Annotated in this window: 14 protein-coding genes; 10 read left to right on the top strand and 4 right to left on the bottom strand. The window is 69.9% G+C overall.

Features of this window, described 5'->3' with window-relative positions; genetic code table 11:
• Nucleotides 1-68 precede the first annotated feature (68 nt).
• Together tyrS and K883_RS22620 are read right to left on the bottom strand one after the other, a co-directional pair.
• Nucleotides 69-1340: a tyrosine--tRNA ligase gene (gene tyrS / locus K883_RS22615; protein WP_008257591.1), complete on the bottom strand. Its 1272-nt coding sequence runs from the start codon at nucleotides 1338-1340 to the stop codon at nucleotides 69-71.
• Between the two features lie 93 nt (nucleotides 1341-1433).
• Entirely contained in the window at nucleotides 1434-2078 is a 645-nt protein-coding gene (locus K883_RS22620; RefSeq protein ID WP_036455965.1) for a DNA-3-methyladenine glycosylase, read from the bottom strand.
• Nucleotides 2079-2174: 96 nt separating this feature from the next.
• Between K883_RS22620 and K883_RS22625 the strand changes: the two genes are divergently transcribed.
• The 4 genes from K883_RS22625 (at nucleotide 2175) to K883_RS22640 (ending at nucleotide 5670) form a co-directional block, all read left to right on the top strand.
• On the top strand, nucleotides 2175-3455 hold the full coding sequence (locus tag K883_RS22625) for an ammonium transporter (RefSeq protein ID WP_008257593.1): 1281 nt from the start codon (nucleotides 2175-2177) through the stop codon (nucleotides 3453-3455).
• Nucleotides 3456-3530: 75 nt separating this feature from the next.
• Complete coding sequence (locus K883_RS22630) at nucleotides 3531-4295, top strand: ABC transporter ATP-binding protein (RefSeq protein WP_008257594.1); 765 nt, start codon at nucleotides 3531-3533, stop codon at nucleotides 4293-4295.
• Nucleotides 4229-5047, top strand: coding sequence for an ABC transporter permease (locus K883_RS22635; RefSeq protein WP_081614492.1), 819 nt, complete (start codon nucleotides 4229-4231; stop codon nucleotides 5045-5047). The genes K883_RS22630 and K883_RS22635 overlap by 67 nt, the downstream gene beginning before the upstream one ends.
• A complete protein-coding gene (locus K883_RS22640) occupies nucleotides 5047-5670 on the top strand; it encodes a TetR/AcrR family transcriptional regulator (protein ID WP_008257596.1) in 624 nt (207 codons plus the stop codon). The genes K883_RS22635 and K883_RS22640 overlap by 1 nt, the downstream gene beginning before the upstream one ends.
• On the opposite strand, the gene K883_RS22645 is transcribed toward K883_RS22640, so the two are convergent.
• Together K883_RS22645 and K883_RS22650 are read right to left on the bottom strand one after the other, a co-directional pair.
• Nucleotides 5636-5851, bottom strand: a complete 216-nt coding sequence (locus K883_RS22645) for a Trm112 family protein (RefSeq protein ID WP_008257597.1) — start codon at nucleotides 5849-5851, stop codon at nucleotides 5636-5638. The two genes, K883_RS22640 and K883_RS22645, sit on opposite strands and share 35 nt — an antisense overlap.
• Nucleotides 5848-8853 (bottom strand): acyl-CoA synthetase, encoded by a 3006-nt coding sequence (locus tag K883_RS22650; RefSeq protein ID WP_020822765.1) that lies wholly within the window; start codon nucleotides 8851-8853, stop codon nucleotides 5848-5850. Before K883_RS22650 ends, K883_RS22645 begins: the two co-directional genes overlap by 4 nt.
• A gap of 507 nt (nucleotides 8854-9360) precedes the next feature.
• Here K883_RS22650 and K883_RS22655 point away from each other — a divergent pair.
• From K883_RS22655 to K883_RS22680, 6 genes are read left to right on the top strand one after another with little or no spacing between them, the layout of a single operon-like run.
• A complete protein-coding gene (locus tag K883_RS22655) occupies nucleotides 9361-9867 on the top strand; it encodes a hypothetical protein (protein ID WP_036455966.1) in 507 nt (168 codons plus the stop codon).
• A gap of 17 nt (nucleotides 9868-9884) precedes the next feature.
• Nucleotides 9885-10628 carry a gluconate 2-dehydrogenase subunit 3 family protein gene (locus K883_RS22660; protein ID WP_014711871.1) on the top strand — a complete coding sequence of 248 codons (744 nt, stop codon included), beginning with the start codon at nucleotides 9885-9887 and terminating at the stop codon, nucleotides 10626-10628.
• Nucleotides 10628-12325, top strand: coding sequence for a GMC family oxidoreductase (locus K883_RS22665; RefSeq protein WP_036456148.1), 1698 nt, complete (start codon nucleotides 10628-10630; stop codon nucleotides 12323-12325). Before K883_RS22660 ends, K883_RS22665 begins: the two co-directional genes overlap by 1 nt.
• The gene (locus K883_RS22670) at nucleotides 12318-14108 is read left to right on the top strand and encodes a glycoside hydrolase family 15 protein (RefSeq protein WP_008257603.1); all 1791 of its coding nucleotides are present in this window, start codon (nucleotides 12318-12320) and stop codon (nucleotides 14106-14108) included. Before K883_RS22665 ends, K883_RS22670 begins: the two co-directional genes overlap by 8 nt.
• A 33-nt stretch (nucleotides 14109-14141) precedes the next feature.
• Complete coding sequence (locus K883_RS22675) at nucleotides 14142-15158, top strand: SDR family oxidoreductase (RefSeq protein ID WP_036428958.1); 1017 nt, start codon at nucleotides 14142-14144, stop codon at nucleotides 15156-15158.
• On the top strand, nucleotides 15155-16273 hold the full coding sequence (locus K883_RS22680; RefSeq protein ID WP_051070688.1) for an enolase C-terminal domain-like protein: 1119 nt from the start codon (nucleotides 15155-15157) through the stop codon (nucleotides 16271-16273). Before K883_RS22675 ends, K883_RS22680 begins: the two co-directional genes overlap by 4 nt.
• Nucleotides 16274-16306: the final 33 nt, after the last annotated feature.

Here is a 16306-nt window from a genome sequence, read left to right on the forward strand (position 1 = left end):
GACGACACGGTGGGGTAAAGATCTGTGCACGCGCGTGTTTCGCGGAGGCGCTACGGCGCCGGGGCGGTCTAGACCTTTTCGACCCCGGCGACGGTGCGCTTGCCGCGGCGCAGCACCAGCCACCGGCCGTGCAGGAAGTCCGACGGCTGCGGCGCCCACTCCTCGCTTTCGATGCGGACGTTGTTGACCGAGACACCGCCCTCGCCGATGGTGCGCCGCGCGGCCTTGCGGCTCTCGGACAGCCCGCTGGCCACCAGCAGGTCGACGATCCCGTCGGGGCCACCGGGTTTGAGCTCGGCGACCGACGTCTCGCGCAGCGCCGCGGACAGCGTGGCCTCGTCCAGCCGGCCCAGCTCGCCCTGCCCGAACAGCGCCCGGCTGGCGTGCTCGACGGCCTCGGTGGCCGCCTCGCCGTGCACCAGCACGGTCAGTTCGCGTGCCAGCCGCCGCTGCGCGGCGCGTTGTTGGGGGCGCTCGGCCGTGGCCTGCTCCAGCTCGCCCAGCTCGTCGGCCGACAGGAAGGTGAACCAGCGCAGGTAGCGGATCACGTCGGCGTCGGCGGTGTTGAAGAAGTACTGGTACCAGGCGTACGGGGTGGTCAGCGCGGGGTCCAGCCACAGGCTGCCGCCGCCGGTGGACTTGCCGAACTTGGCGCCGTCGGCGGCGGTCACCAGCGGCACGGTCAGCGCGTGGACCGAGGCGCCGAGCTGCTGGCGGACCAGCCGGACCCCGGCGATGATGTTGCCCCACTGGTCGGAGCCGCCGATCTGCAGGCGACAGCCGTAGCGGCGGTGCAGTTCGACGTAGTCGTTGGCCTGAAGGAGCATGTAGCTGAATTCGGTGTAGGAGATGCCGTCGCCGTCCAGGCGGCGCCGCACGGTGTCGCGGTCCAGCATGACGTTGACCGAGAAGTGCTTGCCGATGTCGCGCAGGAACTCGATCGCCGACAGCGGGCGCGTCCAGTCCAGGTTGTTGACGACGACGGCGCCGGTCGGTGAGTCCCCAGAATCCGAGAAGTCGACGAAGCGTCGCAGCTGTCCGCCGATCCGTTCGGTCCACTCGGCGACGGTGTCGGCCTCGTTGAGGGTGCGCTCACCGACGTCGCGGGGGTCGCCGATCATCCCGGTGGCGCCGCCGGCGAGCACGATGGGGCGGTGGCCGGCGCGCTGGAAGCGGCGCAGTGCCAGCAGGGGCACCAGATGGCCGGCGTGCAGGCTCGGCGCGGTGGGGTCGAAGCCGGCGTACACCGTCATCGGCCCGCGCCGGGCGTCGGCCGCCAGCGCGTCGAGGTCGGTGGACTGCGCGATCAGGCCGCGCCAGCCCAGCTCGTCGAGGATCATGGTGTACGAGTCTTCCAGAGCGCCGACGGCGGGCGTCGACTTGTGGCGCGGATCCGGGGCGTTACCCCCCAGCGACCCGACGTCCGCCGCGGGTCAGTCGCTGGCACCCGGGGCCGGCGCGCGCGGGCTGCGGCGGTACGCCGAGACCTCCGGGCGCCCGGGAAGCCACAACCGCCAGGGCCGGTCGGCGGCCTGGCTGACACCGACCCGCGGGCCGGACATCGAGCTCAGCGGTTCGTGCAGCTCGACCGTCACCGGGCTGTTGCCGTCGAACAGGTCAATTCCGTTGTCGTCCATGGTGATTCCCATGGCCGCGCACAGGTTCCCCGGCCCGCGCGCCAGCGCCGCGGTGTGTACCAGCTCGCCGCGGCGGGCCCGGGCGGCGTCGGTCCCGTCCTCGATCGCGGCCGCCCGCAGCAACACCGCGGCCGCGGTGCCGTCGGGACCGCACGAGACGTTCGCGCAGACATGGATGCCGTGGCTGCGGTAGGTGTAGAGCCGCCCCGGCGGCCCGAACATCACGAAATTGCGGGCGCGCAGGCCCTTGTAGGAGTGCGCCGCGGCGTCCGGCCACGGACCGTCGGGCACTCCCCCGTAGGCCTCGACCTCGACGACTATCCCGCTGACGCCCCGCGCGGTGAGGGTGGCGCCCAGTAACCGGCGCGCGGCCTCGACCGGGTCGACCAACAGCCGCGCCGCGGCCGTGCTTGCGCGAGATCGTCGTCCAGCCTCGACCAATTGAAGATCCTGAATCCTCTTTTCAGTAACCCAACGAACCTACCGGCGGCCCGAACATGGCAGTATCCCGGTGTCCGGGAGCCGAAGGAGGCCGACATGCACGCGATAGACCCGGCCGCCACGGCGTGGCTGCTGGCCAGCACCGCGCTGGCCTTGCTGATGACCCCCGGCCTGGCGATCTTCTACGGCGGCATGGTCCGCACCACCGGGGTGCTCAACATGATGATGATGAGCTTCATCTCCATCCCGCTGGTGACCGTGGCGTGGCTGCTGATCGGCTACACCGTCGCGTTCTCCGAGGACGGGGCCGGCGGGCTCGTCGGCAACCTCAGGCATTTCGGGATGCTCGGCATCACCCCCGACACGGTGCACGGCACGGCGGTGCCCGAATTGCTGTATGCCACGTTCCAGTTGACGTTCGCGATCATCACCGCCGCGCTGGTCAGCGGCGCGATCGCCGACCGCGCGAAGTTCGCCGCCTGGATGGTGTTCGTCCCGGTGTGGACGATCGCCGTGTATTCGATTGTCGCCCACTGGGTCTGGGGGCCGGGCGGCTGGCTGGCCAGGCTGGGCGTCCTCGACTATGCGGGCGGGCTGGTCGTCGAGATCGTCTCGGGTTCCTCCGCGCTGGCGCTGGCGCTGGTGCTCGGGCCGCGCATCGGTTTCAAGAAGGACGCCATGCGGCCGCACAACCTGCCGCTGCTGTTCGTCGGTGTCGGGCTGCTGTGGTTCGGCTGGTTCGGGTTCAACGCCGGCTCCGCCCTGGCCGCCAACGGAACCGCCGCGGCCATCTTCCTCAACACCCTGGTCGCGGGATGCCTGGGCATGCTGGGTTGGCTTGCGGTCGAACAGATTCGCGACGGCAGGCCCACCACGTTCGGTGCGGCGTCGGGTGTGGTCGCCGGCCTGGTGGCCATCACCCCGTCGTGCGGAACCGTCAACACCCTCGGCGCGACGGTCGTCGGCCTGGCGGCGGGTGTCGTGTGTTCGTTCGCGGTGGGCGCGAAGTTGCGCTTCAACTATGACGATTCGCTCGACGTGGTGGGCGTGCACTTCGTCGGCGGCGTGGTCGGTGTGTTCCTGATCGGGCTGCTCGCCACGGCGGTCATGACGGCGGGCCCGCGCGGCCTGTTCTACGGCGGCGGCGTCGGCCAGCTGGGCAAGCAGACGCTGGCGATCGCGGTCGTCGCGTTCTACGCGTTCACCGTGTCGTTCGTACTGGCCAAGGTGATCGACCGGGTGGTGGGTTTCCGGCTCAGTACCGAAGACGAAACCACCGGCGCCGACCTCACCCAGCACGCCGAAACCGCCTACGCCGAAGGCGTGCACGGGCACCTGCCGCAGCGACGCCCGGCGATCGGCGAGCGCTTCAACTAGGCCCGCCCGGGGCCGCGAACGCCCGGATGCCGCGACCCCTTGACAGCGCGGCCGCGCGCGACGAATATTCATCACATGATGAGTTCATCTCGTGATGAATTAATCTCGGATCAGGCCGAGCCGGCGGTAGAGATCGATCACCTGCGCGTGATCCGCGGTAAACGCCCGGCCCTGCACGACTTCTCCGTGCGGATCGCGGCGGGCAGCATCACCGGCCTGCTCGGCCCGTCCGGCTGCGGCAAGACCACGCTGATCCGATGCATCGTCGGCACCCAGATCGTGACCTCGGGCCGCGTCGTCGTGCTCGGCAAGCCTGCCGGCAGCGCCGAACTGCGCCGTCGCGTCGGCTACCTGCCGCAGGACCCGACCGTCTACAACGACCTGCGCATCGTCGACAACGTTCGCTACTTCGCCACGCTGTACGGGTTCGACGGCCGGGCCGCCGACGCCGCCATCGAACGGGTCGGGCTCACCGATCACCGAACGGCCTTGTGCGGCAACCTGTCCGGTGGGCAACGCACCCGGGTGTCGCTGGCCTGCGCGCTGGTCTGCCAGCCCGATCTGCTGGTGCTCGACGAGCCCACCGTGGGACTCGATCCGGTGCTGCGCGCGGACCTGTGGGATCAATTCGCCGAATTGGCCCGCGCGGGGACCACATTGCTGGTTTCCAGCCACGTCATGGACGAGGCCGACCACTGCGGGGACCTGCTGCTGATGCGCGAAGGCCGGCTGGTCGCCCACACCACCCCGTCCCAACTGCGAGAGGACACCGGATGCACGTCACTGGAGGACGCGTTTCTGTCCATCATCAAGCGCAGCACCATGCGCGAAGCCGGTTAGGGCTCAACGGGTATACGGCGACCACGACGCGGATCCTGCGCCAGCTTGCCGCCGATCACCGCAGCGTCGCGATGATCCTGTTGGTGCCGGTCCTGGTGATCACCCTGATGTACTTCATGTTCGAAAACGCCCCGCACCGCCCGGGCGGCCCGACCCCGTTCAACAACGCCTGCCTGATCCTGCTCGGCCTGTTCCCGCTGTTCGTGATGTTCATCATCACGGCGATCACCATGCAACGCGAACGGGCCTCGGGAACGCTGGAGCGCATCCTTACCACTCCGCTGCGCCGGCTCGACCTGCTGATCGCCTACGGCACCGCCTTCTCGACGGCCGCTGCGGCGCAAGCCGTTCTGGCGTGCGTCGTGTCGTTCTGGCTGCTCGGCTTCGACACGGCGGGCAGCCCGTTGTGGGTGTTCGTGATCGCGATCGTCAACGCCGTGCTGGGAGTCGGCCTGGGCCTGTTGTGTAGTGCGTTCGCGCGCACCGAGTTTCAGGCCGTGCAGTTCATCCCGCTGGTGATGGTGCCGCAGCTGCTGCTGGCCGGCATCATCGTGCCGCGGGCGGTGATGCCACACTGGCTGCAATGGATCAGCAATGTGCTGCCGGCCAGCTACGCGCTCGAGGCCCTGCAACAGGTGGGTGCGCACCCGGAGCTGACCTTCATCGCGGTGCGCGACATCATCGTGGTGTTGGGCTTCGCCCTGGCGGCGCTGTGCCTGGCGGCGGCGACGCTGCGGCGACGGACGGCCTAGTGACGACTACCAACACCGGCCGCCGGCGGCGGGGCCGGCCGGCCGGGAACTCCGATACCCGCGACCGGATTCTGACCAGCGCCCGGGAATTGTTCGCGCGCAACGGTATTCGTAACACGTCGATACGTGCGGTGGCCGCGTCGGCGGGGGTGGATTCGGCGTTGGTGCACCATTACTTCGGCACCAAGGAGCAGCTGTTCGCCGCGGCCGTCCACGTCCCGGTCGATCCGATGGACGTCATCGGCCCGCTGCGCGAGGTGCCCGTCGAGGAGCTCGGCTACCAGATTCCGTCGATGTTGTTGCCGCTGTGGGATTCCGAGATCGGCGCGGCGTTCATCGCGACGCTGCGCTCGATCCTGGCGGGGTCGGAGATCAACCTGTTTCGCGCGTTCATTCAGGACGTGATCGCCGTCGAAGTCGGTGCCCGCGTGGACGATCCGCCGGGAAGCGGAATGATTCGCATCCAATTCGTGGCGTCGCAACTGGTGGGTGTGGTGATGGCGCGCTACATCCTGCAACTGGAGCCGTTCGCGTCGCTGCCGGCCGAGCAGGTCGCGCGAACCATCGCCCCCAACCTGCAGCGCTACCTCACTGGGGATCTGCCGGAGGGCATTGCGCCATGAGCCGGGCGTGCTCGTCGTCGTCGACGTCGCGGGCCTCGTCGATGAGCAGCACCGGGATGCCGTCCTCGATCCGGTAGGCGCGGCGCAGCCGGGGGTTGTAGAGCAACTCGTCGCCAATCAGCACCAGCGGGCCGCGGTCGGCCGGGCACACCAGGATGTTCAGCAGCGCGTCGTCGATCATGACCGCGCGCCGCTCAGTTCGGCACGCACTCCGGGAGTCAGCCGCCGGTAGTGCTCGGTCTCCGCATCGAAGTACCAGACGTGCCGTCCCGCCTTGGGAATCCCGGCGGCCCGCAGCGCGCTGACGGTCGGGCGGTAGGTCGCGCTCAGCGTCATCTCCGGGACCACGCAGACGATGTCGGGCCCCAGCCCGATCGGGATCTTGGCGAAGGCCTCGGTCAGGTCGGCCGCCGTGATGGAGGCGCCCGGCAACAGCGTCACCGCCGACACCGCCACCTCGTGGTCGCGCACGGGCACGTTGTAGGTCACCGCGAGGTCGACGCCGTTGATGCAACCCAGGGCGTCGGTGACCGGCTCGGCGTAGACCAGCCCGCGCGGGGTCCGCACCACCGAGCCGCGCCGGCCCGCCAGCCAGTAGTCGCCGTCGTCGTCGCGGTAGAAGAGGTACTCGGTCGAGATCCAGGTGTCGCCGGCGGCGAACACCCCGCGCTTGACGGAGGCGCTCGGATCGATCGGGCCGTTGGACGCGGCGAGCAGAACCCCGACCTGTTTGGGTTCGGCGATCTGCACGAAGCCCCGCTCGTTTTCCAGGATCAGGTCGTGTTCGGTGTCGTAGGCGCCCAACTCGATGCGCCCGGCGCCCGGCAGCGGGCGGCCCTTGCTGCCGACCTTGGCGCCGGACACGTTGGCCAGCACCGCCTGCCCGTCGGTGGTGGCGAAGAACTCGACGACGTGAGCGGGCGCGAACGCCTCGACGACACGCTCCCACAGCCCGGTCGGCATGCCGGAGCCGATGAACAGGCGCACCGGGTGGTTGCCGTGCAGGACGAAGGGCGGATCGGCCGGGTTGTCGAGGATCTCGCCGAGCATGGCCCAGGTGTAGGACACCACGGTGACGCCGTACTGGCGCACCTCCTGGATGAATCGGGTCCGGTCCAGTCCGCGCGACAGCGCGATGCGGGTGCCGCCGACCACCGCGCCGCCCAGGCTGACCAGCAGCGCGGACTCGTGGTGCAGCGGTGTCAGGCAGTACACGGTGTCGCGGCGGTCGAGGGCGGCCGTCGAGGCCGTACCGAACGCCGAGACCGCCCAGCGGTAGTTGGTGATTTGCTTGGCCACCAGCTCGCCGCCGGCCGAGCTGAACGCGATGAACGCCAGGTCCCGGGCCAGTCCCGGGTTGGGCCGATACCAGCCGGGCAGCTCGACGGCGTCCGGGTCGATCTGTTCCATGTCGATGACCTGGGGTTGCTCGTCGGAGTCCTCGGGCAGGTGCAGGTCCCGCGTCTCGCCGCCGCCGAGCACCAGCACCTGCCGCAGCAGTTGCCCGTCCGACTCCAGCACCGCGTCGAGGTTGGTGGGGTCGGTGAGGATCTCGGTCACTCCCCCGAGCCGCACCGAGGCGGCCAGGTCGGCGTCGGGCCGCATCACCACCGCGATGGCGCCCAGGCGGGACAGCGCGGCGATGGCCACCAGCGCGCTGGGCCGGGTCTCCATCAGCACGCCGACCCGGTCGCCCTGCCGCACCCCGACCTCGATGAGGCCGCGGACGACGTTGTTGATGCGCCGGTTCACCGCCTCGTAGGTGTGCACCCGCCCGTCGAACAACAGGAATTCGCCCTGCGGGGCGTCGTGCGCCTGCTCCTCGATGATGCGGCCCAGCGAGATCCTGGTGTGGTCGTTGATCTGCCCCAGCCGGACCAGTCGCGGCAGCGTGCGGGCCGTTTCGACGGCCAGGGTGCGCACGGATTTGTTGGCCGCGACGACGGTGTTGGCCGCCCCGCGGACCATGCCCAGCGCCGCCTCGGAGGCCTCCCCGATGCCGTGCGCGAGCCGGGAGCTCAGCGCCACGCCGCTGTCGGTGTGCTCGGCGGGCTGGTCGGCCATCGGCGCGATGCTGGTGGGCTTGTCGCCGCCGGCGGACAGCCATCGCACCCATTCCGCGACGGTCGGCCAGCTTTGTTGGGCCGCCTTGGACCCGACGACCAGTCCGAAATGCCCTGTGCGGATGGTGGATTCGTAGACGTCGGCGTCCGGTGCCGCGCGCCGGATGCCGCGCACCGAGGCGGGCTGGCCGATGTCGTCGACCTCGCCGACGAAGGCCAGCACCGGGCAGGTGATGTCGGTCAGGGTGACCATCTGTCCGTTGACGGCGAAACCGCCGGTCATCATCCGGTTGTGGGCGATGAACTGCTTGAGCAGCTCGGAAATCGCGGGACCGGACCACGCGATCCAGCCTTCGCGTTCGAGGAAGCGCCGCTGCTGCTCGCGCGGCAGCAGCGCCTCGCGGTCGTGCAGCTGGCGGACGAAGTCGACCCGCGCCTTGGCGGTCTTGAGGGGGTCGAGCATCTGGAAGCCGGTGCGCGCCATCCAGCTGGGGATGGCCAGCCGGCTGAAGACGTGGTCGGCCATGAAGTTGGCGGCGGGCGCGGCGAAGTTTGCCGGGATGCCCATCGGCAAGGCGGCCAGGGTGTCGACCGGGGAGCCGAAGGTGACGATGCTGGCCAGGCTCTTCGAACGCCGGTAGGCGGCGACCTGGTAACACCACATGCCGCCCTGCGAATAGCCGACCAGATGGATGTCGCTGCCCGTGGTGTCCCGGACCGTGTCGATGGCCTGACTGAGCGCGACGATGTGATCGGCCAGCGTGCGGCGCATGCCGCCTTCGACCTTGTCGGGTTCGCCGAAGTCGATGACCCAGGGATCGAGCCCCCGGCTGTGCAGGATCCCCACCGCGCCTTCGTCGCGGGTGACGTCCCACATGTCGGCGGACATCATCATCGGATGCACCATCAGCACCGGCGGCCCGACGGGCGATTGGCCGGGCCGACTGTCCGGCGGGAAGTACCGCCGGAGCTTGTACATCGGCACGCTCTCGACGATCTGGGACGGTGACGGCACCGTGCCGGTTTCCAAGCCCCCCAGTCGCAAGACTTCCAGCCCGTTCTGCGCGGTAGCGATCAGCCGCGCGACCGGCCGTGTGACCATCGAAAGATTGACATCCACTGCTGCTCCCTGAGTCTTGACAGCTTGGACATCATGGCACATCTGGGCAGCTAGAAGGGCGGTGGTTGCACCGATCCGGCGGCGGCGGGCGCCATGCGAACAGACCCGGGCTCCGCTGGAAAGGCGGTGGCTCGCCGTCGGCTACGGCCGACGACTCGGCGTGCGCTGCGGCGGTAGGTCGTTAGCCACCCGGCGCCCTGCCTGGTGGCTCGCTGTGAATCACCTGCGCGCCAGTTTGTGCGGCAGGGCACGGGGTACGCAGTCGATGCGCTTCGGTCACGACGCGTCGTGACCGTTTCGGTTGAAATCCACAGCTGGGCGCTATGAGACCGCCGGACCGCGTTCCTTCCAGCCCGAAGGAGAGGTCACCGCATGACGCGATGGACGTACTCGGCCGGCACGGTCACGGCACACCCCAGCGCAGTGCCGCTGCGCACCCCACGACTCACCCAGGAAACCAGCCCGGGCCGGTGACCCGGCACGACGCACGCGCAGAAGGGACTTCACATGTTGTTGCTCGGCAACGGCGGACGGCGCAAAGGCCACACCGCCGGAAGTGACGGACTGGGCGAGGTCTCGCACCTGGCCGAGCGGGCGCTGTACGACGTCGCACACGGTCGTTTCGAACGCTCGCTATCCGGGCTGACCGCCGTTGCGGCGCTCGTCACGACGGCCGAAATCTACTTCGAGCACTACAAGGCGAGCTTCGGCAACAAGTGGATGTGGAGCCCGATCGTGGTGACGCCGCCGGTGGTCGTCGCCGGCGTCGGGGGCGTGTTCTCGCGGCGCTGGGCCAAGCTGTGGCTCCCGATCACCGCCGGCATCTACACGGCCAACGGTCTGATGGGCGAATACCTGCACGCGCGCGGCGTCGCCCGCAAGCCGGGCGGATGGAAGCACGCGTCCTACAACGTGCCCATGGGCCCGCCGATCGCGGCGCCGGGATTGATGTGCATGGTCGGCGGGATGGGGCTGTTGGCGTCGATCCTGCGCCGCGAACGGTTCCGGGGTTAGGCATCGGGATCACTGAGATGGCTGACACCTCACGCCCCGACCACCTGCCCAACCTGCGCCCCGACGGCAAGCCGCCGCACCCGTCCTGGCTGCCCAAGCAGCGCCGCGGCACCACGCCGCAGATGATCGGGCGCTACCCCGATTTCGACGTGCTGGAAACCGCCGGCACCTGGGACGAGGCCACCAGGAAAGTGGTGCTGGCCCGGCTCGAACCCCCCGGCCCCCTGCGGTTCTTCACCGCAGAAGAGGAGCCGTGCCTGCGCGCGTTCTGCGACACGGTGCTCGCGCAGGACGACGAGCCGCGCGTCCCGGCGGCCGAATCGGTCGACTCCAAGCTCGCCGACGGGCGCCTCGACGGCTACCAGTACGCGGACATGCCCGACGACCGCGACACGTGGCGCTTGGTGCTGCGCGGGCTCGACGAGACCGCCGCCAGATACGGCGCATCCTCCTTCGCCGCCGCCGGGACCGAAACCCGCGAACAGATCGTCGGGCAGTTCTCGCAGGGCGAGCTGGAGGGCGGTGCCTGGGAGAACCTGAACGTCAAGCGCGCCTGGTCGGTGTGCATGCGAATGACGCTGTCCGGCTTCTACTCCCACCCGTGGGCCTGGAACGAGATCGGGTTCGGCGGCCCCGCCTACCCGCGCGGGTTCATGCGCCTGGGCGGCGCCACCGGGCCCGACGCCGCGCGTGAACCGTACGAGATGCCCGGCGCCACCGACGAAGACCCCGTGCAGGTCGTGCAGAACGGCGAGGTGTGATGGGCGACTTCTGGCGTGGCCTGCTCAAGGGGGCCGTCGGACCCAAGGACAACGACTCGCGGTTCCTGCTCGACGTGCACTCGCGCGACCTGCCCGGCGAAAAGACCATGCGCCGCTACCGCGACGACGACGAGGTCGACCTGGTGGTCGTCGGGGCCGGCGCCGGTGGTTCGGTGCTGGCGCAGCGGCTGGCGCGCGCCGGCTGGCGGGTCGTGATCCTCGAGGCCGGCCCGTTCTGGCACCCCGACGAGGACTGGGTGTCCGACGAGGCCGGCTCCCACGCGCTGTACTGGACCCAGAAGCGCATCATCGGCGGAGACGACCCAATTGAGCTGGGCAAGAACAACTCCGGGCGCGGGGTGGGCGGCTCCATGGTGCACTACGCCGGCTACACCCCGCGGTTCCACCCCAGCGACTTTCAGACCTTTTCACGGGACGGCGTGGGCGCCGACTGGCCCCTGCGCTACGAGGACATCCGACCCCACTACGAGCAGGTCGAGCTCGAGCTGCCGGTGGCCGGCCAGAACTGGCCGTGGGGCGACCCGCATCGCTATCCCTTTGCCCCGCATCCCATTTCGGGGGCGGCAGCCAAAATCTGGCGGGGCGCGCTCAAGCTCGGCATCGAGATGCGGGTGGGGCCCGTCGGCATCGTCAACGGCACGTTCGGCAACCGCCCGCACTGCATCTACCGCGGCTACTGCCTGCAGGGCTGCAAGGTCAACGCCAAGGCCAGCCCGTACGTCACGCACCTTCCCGACGCGCTGGCCCACGACGTGGAGATCCGGGCCAACTGCATGGCCTCGCGCGTCGAACTCGACGAGACGGGCGCGGCGCGGGGTGTGGTCTACTACGACGAGGTGGGCGGCAAAGAACGGTTGCAGCGCGCCAAAGTGGTTGCCGTAGCCGGGTATTCGATCGAAACACCGCGCCTGTTGTTGAACTCGGTGAGCGAGCGCTTTCCGAAGGGGTTGGGCAACAACGACGATCAGGTCGGGCGCTACGTGATGGTGCAGGGCGCCACCCAGTCCGCGGGCCGCTGGTCCGAGGAGGTCCGGATGTACAAGGCGCCTCCCCCGGAGGTGAGCTCCGAACAGTTCTACGAGACCGACCTCTCTCGCGGGTTCGCCCGCGGGTTCTCCATCCAGACGGTGTCGCCGATGCCCATCGGCTGGGCCGAACACGTGATGGCGGACGGGCACTGGGGCCGCGCCCTGCGCGAGTACATGCGCGACTACAACCACTGGGCGACCGTCGGCGTGCTCAACGAGTTGTTGCCGCTGCCGGACAATCGGGTGACGCTGGCCGAAGAGAAGGACCCGTACGGCATCCCGGTCGCCCGGTTCGACTACACGCTCTGCGACAACGACAAGGCCAACATGGCCTACTCCACCAAGGTGATCGGCGACATCCTGCACGCCGCCGACGCCCAGGACGTGCTGACCATCGAGCGCTTCGCCCACCTGATCGGCGGCGCCCGCATGGGCACCGGGCCACAGAATTCGGTGGTCGACTCCGATCACCGGGTCTGGGGCATGCCGAACCTGTTTCTCGCCGACGGCTCGGTGTGCCCCACCCAGGGTTCCGCCAATCCCGCGCTGACGATCATGGCGTTGGCCTCGCGGCTCGCCGAACGAATGGCCACCGGAAAGATCGATACCGGCGTGGGGCGGGGGTCGAAGGCTGGAGCCCGTGGCTGACCTGAAGATCGACACCGCGACCACCTTCGCCCCCCGCGTGCTGCGCGAGTACGCGCTGCTCGCAGACGGCGAGCGGGGCGCGCTGATCGGACCGCAGGGCGACGTGGCGTGGATGTGCGCGCCGCACTGGGATTCCGACGCCGTCTTCTCCAATCTCATTGGCGGCGGCGGGGTTTACGCCGTCACCCCGACCGACGTGCGGCACGTCTGGGGCGGCTACTACGAACCGGGCAGCCTGATCTGGCGCAACCGGTGGACCACCCGCGACGGCATCGTGGAATGCCGTGACGCGCTGGCCTTTCCGGGCGACCCGGACCGGGCGGTGCTGCTGCGGCGGCTCACCGGCTGCCGCGGGACGGCGCGGGTGCGGGTGCTGCTGGCGCCGAGTGCGGGATTCGGCCGGCACGGCCCCGGCAAGGCGACCGTTCATGACCGGGTGTGGAGCGCCCGCTCGGGGCCGCTGCGCTGGCGCTGGCAGGCCGGTTGCGACGCGCGCCCCGTCCGGGCCGCCCAGGAGAAGGGCGAGTTGCTCACCTGTGAGATCACACTCGAGGAGGGCCAGCACCACGACCTGGTGCTCGAACTGTCGGAACACGCACTGCCCGACCAGCCCCCGGACCCCGACCTGGCCTGGGAGGCCACCCCCGCGGCCTGGCAGCGCAGTGTGCCCGAGCTGAGCTGCACCATCGCTCCCCGCGACGGGCGCAGCTCCTACGCCGTGCTGCGGGGACTGACCAGCAGCGGCGGCGGCATGGTCGCCGCCGCCACCATGAGCCTGCCCGAACGCGCGCACTCCAACCAGAATTACGACTACCGCTATTCCTGGATCCGCGACCAGGTGTACGCGGGCATGGCCGCCGCCGCCGTCGGCACGACCGAGCTGCTCGACCGGGCGGTGGAGTTCATCAGCGCCCGGCTGCTCGAGGACGGCCCGAACCTCAAGCCCGCCTACACCATCACCGGCGGCGCCGTGCCCGGGGAGGAAACGCTCGACCTGCCCGGCTATCCCGGCGGCGCCGACAAGATCGGCAACTGGGTCAATCAGCAATTCCAGCTGGATGCCTTCGGCGAGGCACTCCAGCTGCTGGCCAAGGCGGGCGCCGCCGACCGACTCGATGCCGACGGCTGGCGCGCGGCGCAGACCGCGATCAAGGCCATCGAAAAGCGTTGGCGCGAACCGGATGCGGGCGTCTGGGAGATCGACAACGAGCGCTGGACGCAGTCACGTCTGGCCTGCGTGGGGGGGTTACGCGCCGTCGCGAAACTGGCCGGCGCCGGACCCGAGGTGGCTGCGTGCGCTCCGCTGGCCGACGCGATCCTCGCCGAGACCGCATCGGAAAGCCTGCACCCGCACGGGTATTGGCAACGCAGCCCCGGGCAGAAGGGGGTCGACGCATCGCTGCTGCTGCCGCCGGTGCGCGGGGCCGTGCCCGCCGACGACCCGCGGACCATCGCCACGCTGGACGCCGTTCGCCGGGAACTCGCCGACGACGGGTTCGTCTACCGCTTCCGGCACGACGAACGCGACCTCGGCGACGCCGAGGGAGCGTTCCTGCTCTGCGGGTTCATGATGGCGCTGGCCGAACACCAACAGGGCCATGCCCATTGCGCGATGCGGTGGTTCGAGCGCAACCGCACCGCCTGCGGGCCGCCGGGCCTGTTCTGCGAGGAATACGACGTGCAGCAGCGCCAGCTCCGCGGCAACCTCCCACAGGCATTCGCGCACGCGCTGATGCTGGAATGCACCGCCACCCTCACCGACGACGCCGCCCACCATGACTGATCGGGTGCCCGACAGCGAGCGAAAGGGATTGCGATGACTCAAACAGTGGTGATCACCGGAGCCAGCGCCGGCATCGGGCGCGCCACCGCCCAGCAGTTCGGGCAGCGCGGCGCGAACGTCGCCCTCCTCGCCCGCGGCGCCGCGGGGCTGGAAGGCGCGGCCCGTGACGTCGAGGCCGGCGGCGGAAAAGCGCTTGCCATCCCCACCGACGTCGCCGACCACGCGGCCGTCGTCGCCGCCGCCGACGAGGCCGAAGCCACGTTCGGACCCATCGACGTCTGGGTCAACGTGGCGTTCACCTCGGTGTTCGCGCCGTTCACCGAGATCAGCCCCGAGGAGTTCAAACGCGTGACCGAAGTGTCCTACCTCGGCTACGTGCACGGCACCATGGCCGCGCTGGCCAAGATGCGCCCCCGCGACCGCGGCACCATCGTGCAGGTCGGCTCCGCGCTCGGGCAACGATCCATCCCGCTGCAATCGGCCTACTGCGGGGCCAAACACGCCATCAACGGGTTCACCGAGTCGGTGCGCTGCGAGCTGTTCCACGAGGGCTCGAAGGTGCGGATCACCGTGGTCCAGATGCCCGCGGTCAACACCCCGCAGTTCTCCTGGGTGCTGTCCCGGCTGCCCCGCCACCCCCAACCGGTGCCGCCGATCTATCAGCCCGAGGTCGCCGCCCGCGGCGTGCTGTACGCCGCGGATCACCCAGGGCGCAAACAGTATTGGGTCGGCGATTCCACCATGGTGACGCTGCTGGCGCAGAAGTTCGTCGCGCCGCTGCTGGACCGCTACCTCGGTCGCACCGGATACGACTCGCAGCAGACCGAGGAGCACGTCAGCGCCGGCCGGCCCCACAACCTCTGGGAACCGCTCGACCAGCAACCCGGCAGCGATCACGGCGCCCGCGGCGAATTCGACGACGAGTCGCACACCCACAGCCCGCAGCTGTGGGCGTCGCAGCACCCGGTCGTCAGCGGCACCGGCGCGCTGGGCGCCGCGGGTGTGGGCGCGTGGCTCACGGCGCGCGCGGGCCGCCGGTGGGCGCGATGACGACCGCCGCGCGGCTCGACACGCCCATCGACGAGGTCACCGCGCAGGTCTACAAGATCCCCACCGACGCACCGGAAGCCGACGGGACCCTGGCCTGGTCGTCGACCACGCTGGTGCTGGCCGAGGTGTCGGCCGGCGGCGAGCGCGGAATCGGCTACACCTACGGCGACGGCGCGGCCGGCAAGCTGATCACCGGGCCGCTGGCCGGCACGCTCACCGGGCACAACGCCGTCGACATCCCCGCCCGGTGGGAGTCGATGGTCAAGGCGATGCGCAACAACGGGCGGCCGGGTTTGGTGTCGTGCGCGATCTCGGCGATCGACACCGCGCTGTGGGACCTCAAGGGCAAGCTGCTGGGGCTGCCGGTGTGCCGACTGCTCGGCATGGCGCATCCCAAGGTGCCGATCTACGGCAGCGGCGGCTTCACCACGTATGACGAACGCACCACCCGCGCCCAGCTCGAACGCTGGGTCGACGAGTGGCAGATCCCGCGCGTCAAGATCAAGATCGGCGAGTCATGGGGCTCCGACGAGCGTCGCGATCTTGATCGAATCGCCTTGGCGCGCAAGGTGATCGGGCCCGACACCGAACTGTACGTCGACGCCAACGGGGCCTACCAACGCAAGCAGGCGATTCGGGTGGCCCACGCCATGGCCGATCACGACGTCACGTGGTTCGAAGAACCCGTCTCCTCGGACGACCTGGCCGGGCTCCGCGAGGTGCGCGACCAGGTGACCCCGGACGTCACCGCCGGCGAATACGGCTATGACTTGGCCTATTTCCACCGAATGCTGGCCGCCGGCGCGGTCGACTGCCTGCAGATCGACGTCACCCGCTGCGGGGGCATCACCGACTGGGTGCGCGCCGCCGCGGTGGCCGCCGCCCGCAACGTGGACGTCTCCGGGCACTGCGCCCCCAACCTGCACGCCCACGTCGCCACCGCCATCCCGAATCTGCGGCACCTGGAGTACTTCCACGATCACCACCGCATCGAGCACATGCTCTTCGAGGGCGCGCTCGCCCCCGAGGACGGCGCCCTGCGGCCGGATCAGCACCGGCCGGGGTTCGGCCTGGAGTTCAAGCACAGCGACGCCGAGCGGTACCGGGTGGCCTGAGCGACCCATCCGCTGCCGGCAGGCATGGACGGG

Source organism: Mycobacterium sp. TKK-01-0059 (assembly GCF_000709305.1).
Taxonomy (GTDB): Bacteria; Actinomycetota; Actinomycetes; order Mycobacteriales; family Mycobacteriaceae; genus Mycobacterium; species Mycobacterium intracellulare.